We start from the raw sequence: 2,588 nt of genomic DNA on the forward strand, positions 1-2,588 counted from the left end.
TTTCAACGCGTTTGCGTTCCTAGGGGCATTAAATTTAAGCCATATGCCATGAACTGTGGATGAACAACGAATGTGGCGCAGTAAAGGCTCACTGCAAGGTGATCAATTATCGATCAATCTGCCCGAATTTGTGAGATGGGCGAGCCTGGACAAGGCCGCTTTTCCGGCGGCCCTGTCCGACCGGGCGTGATCCCGTCACCATATCACCCCCGCGTCACACAGGTGGTCGTATTCTGGCCATCCTTGACCGCGCCCCCATAACGGCGGTCAGCCTATTGGGATGAGCCGAAACGACAAAGTTTCGCACCTTGTTCAACGTTGCCCTCCTCCCTTTTGTCGTGCAACCACAACAGAACGATAGTCAGTCGAAATCTCCTGCGAGGGCGATAGCCGTACATTTTGCATGGTCATGATCTGGGACAGCGTTGAGTCGATCGTGGCGGGCATGGGCGACGATTGGAAAAACGCCCACCTTCCTCGGTGACGAGAAGGAATTGATGGAAGAATCTGACCTCGAGCACTTCGAACTCTATCCGTAGCTGGGTGATGAAGTAATGCAGCAGCAGCATTGACAGTGCTGGTGCAGTGCAACAAGCTCGCATGGTCGAGGGGCCAACACATCTCGACAGTGAGGTCCGGTATGCTCATTGAGCGATCTAACACCGGACCTCACTTTTTCGAACACTATCGTGAGTTGACCGAGACAACCCGCAAGCGCAGGATTTTTGCGTTACCTGTCTAGCGACTGGCAACAATGAGGCTCGGCCCGTTCCTTTCCTCCGGGTCCGAGCCTCGCATTTTACAGAACGTGAATAAAGTCCGGTCTGCCGTGGGCCAGTCGGGCCGGAAATGTGATTTGACACGCTGCACTTAGCGGAACACGCTGACTCGTGGTCTTCCGAGGGTGCTCTTGGGGTGCTCTTGCGAGGGTATAGAGGTTTAGCGGTTGGCAATCCGTCTAGTCCATCCGCCGAGCCTCGCCGTTGACCGGCACGACGGCTGCGCCATCTATTCCAATTGACCTTGCCAGTACCGGCTTCGCCCAGGGCACCTATTCCGCACAGCCCTGACCGGCAGAGCAATACAATTCACCTCGACACGCTGGAATTTTAGGTTTGATCGACGCCTTCTGTTGGTTCACAATCACTTATGAGGGAGGACTTCCGATGAGCAATATTGCAACTGTGCTTGCACTTTTTGGGCCCGGTTTAGCTGGGGTGGTCGCGCTTTTCTTTCTCATTCTGATTAGGGAGCGCAGATCTAGCGCAAGGCGGTATCTTTCCCAGTAGCTGGCTCAGGGAACCTTCAGGCCGCCGTTTACAATGAAGGCCACAAAGGCCATTACGATACCACCCAGGACAAGCCACATGAACTTGGTCAGCACGCCGCTGACCTTCTCGATTTTCTTGTCCAGATCATCAAATCGCTTGTCCGCGTTCTTCCATTTCTCATCTGTTCGCGCTTCAGCAATTTCTGTCTGCCTCTGCCATTGCTCCAGAACATTCAGCCGGGTGAGTATTGCTTGGTCAGCATCATCAAGAGCATTGACCCGCGCCCGAAGATCGCCGTTTTCATCGCGGTGACATCATCGCGCCCTGCCCACCCAATCGTCATGAAACTGCGCGCAGCGATCGATTTTGGTCGATCTCATCGGCGCTGTATTCCCACCGCTTTTGTGTCCAGCGGATCTTTTGGCCGCGCATTAGAACGACACGCTCCATATGCTCGCGGCATTCTGGAGGAAGCTCCGGGACAGTTGTCTGCGCCCTCGCCTCACCTTGCACCTTTGCCGCTGTTTCCAGCTTGCGGATCTGATCAGTGGTGCCGCGGCCCACTGAAGGTCATCGTCACCCCAAGTAGCACCATCAGCGCCAGTATCTTCCGAAATGATCTTTGCCAGCTTTTCATTTGCCACCTTCTTCGCTGCGACCGCCGCCGTGGCGCGCTTTTGTGCTTGGTCATAGAGTTGGGATGCCAGGAGACGGTCTCGCCTCTCGTTGGCCAGTTGCGCCTCGAGCGCGGTCTTTTCGGAGCCCGCTCAGTGCCTACACGGCCGACGATTAGTTCCCGCACAACCGGGATGCGATCGGCATAGGGAATGTCGCGGAGAACTGGCACGCCCTCGTAGAACGCCAGCATGCCAATGAAGATGCCGACAGGCAGGCCGGGCGCTCGCAGGACGATATGAACCGCGCCCATTATTCGAGCCCTTCGAGGCAGAGCTTCTTTTCGTCGGTGCGGCGAAGCACGAGGCTGCGGACATTAATCTTGGGGCCTGCATTGACGTCGAGCATCAGGGCATTGCAGGCGCTGCGGAGATCGCCGGCATTGGCCAGACGCGCCATGCTCGACCGGCAGAATGCCCCTACCCCGATGTTACAGGTGCCGGAAAGAAAGGCGAGGTACGACTTATCGGGTATCGCATCCGGATCCTTGAGACACTTTCGCATACCAAACTCGTGGTCAACGAGGCTATCACTGAGCATCGCATGGCACTGGCCTTTGGTAAACCTTGTGCATTCCCTTGGTCTCGCCATAGCAGCCGGTCCAGACACCAATAATGTCGGGATAGGTGACCAGCTTGAGCC

The 2,588-nt window shown here is 56.0% G+C and carries 2 protein-coding genes; both read right to left on the reverse strand.

Going from position 1 to position 2,588, the window contains the following annotated elements; translation table 11 throughout:
* Window positions 1-1,815: 1,815 nt before the first annotated feature.
* A complete protein-coding gene (locus AAAC48_RS15450) occupies window positions 1,816-2,199 on the reverse strand; it encodes a hypothetical protein (RefSeq protein ID WP_340655023.1) in 384 nt (127 codons plus the stop codon).
* The gene (locus tag AAAC48_RS15455; RefSeq protein WP_340655024.1) at window positions 2,199-2,450 is read right to left on the reverse strand and encodes a hypothetical protein; all 252 of its coding nucleotides are present in this window, start codon (window positions 2,448-2,450) and stop codon (window positions 2,199-2,201) included. Before AAAC48_RS15455 ends, AAAC48_RS15450 begins: the two co-directional genes overlap by 1 nt.
* Window positions 2,451-2,588: the final 138 nt, after the last annotated feature.

Source organism: Phyllobacterium sp., assembly GCF_037994405.1.
Taxonomy (GTDB): Bacteria; Pseudomonadota; Alphaproteobacteria; order Rhizobiales; family Rhizobiaceae; genus Phyllobacterium.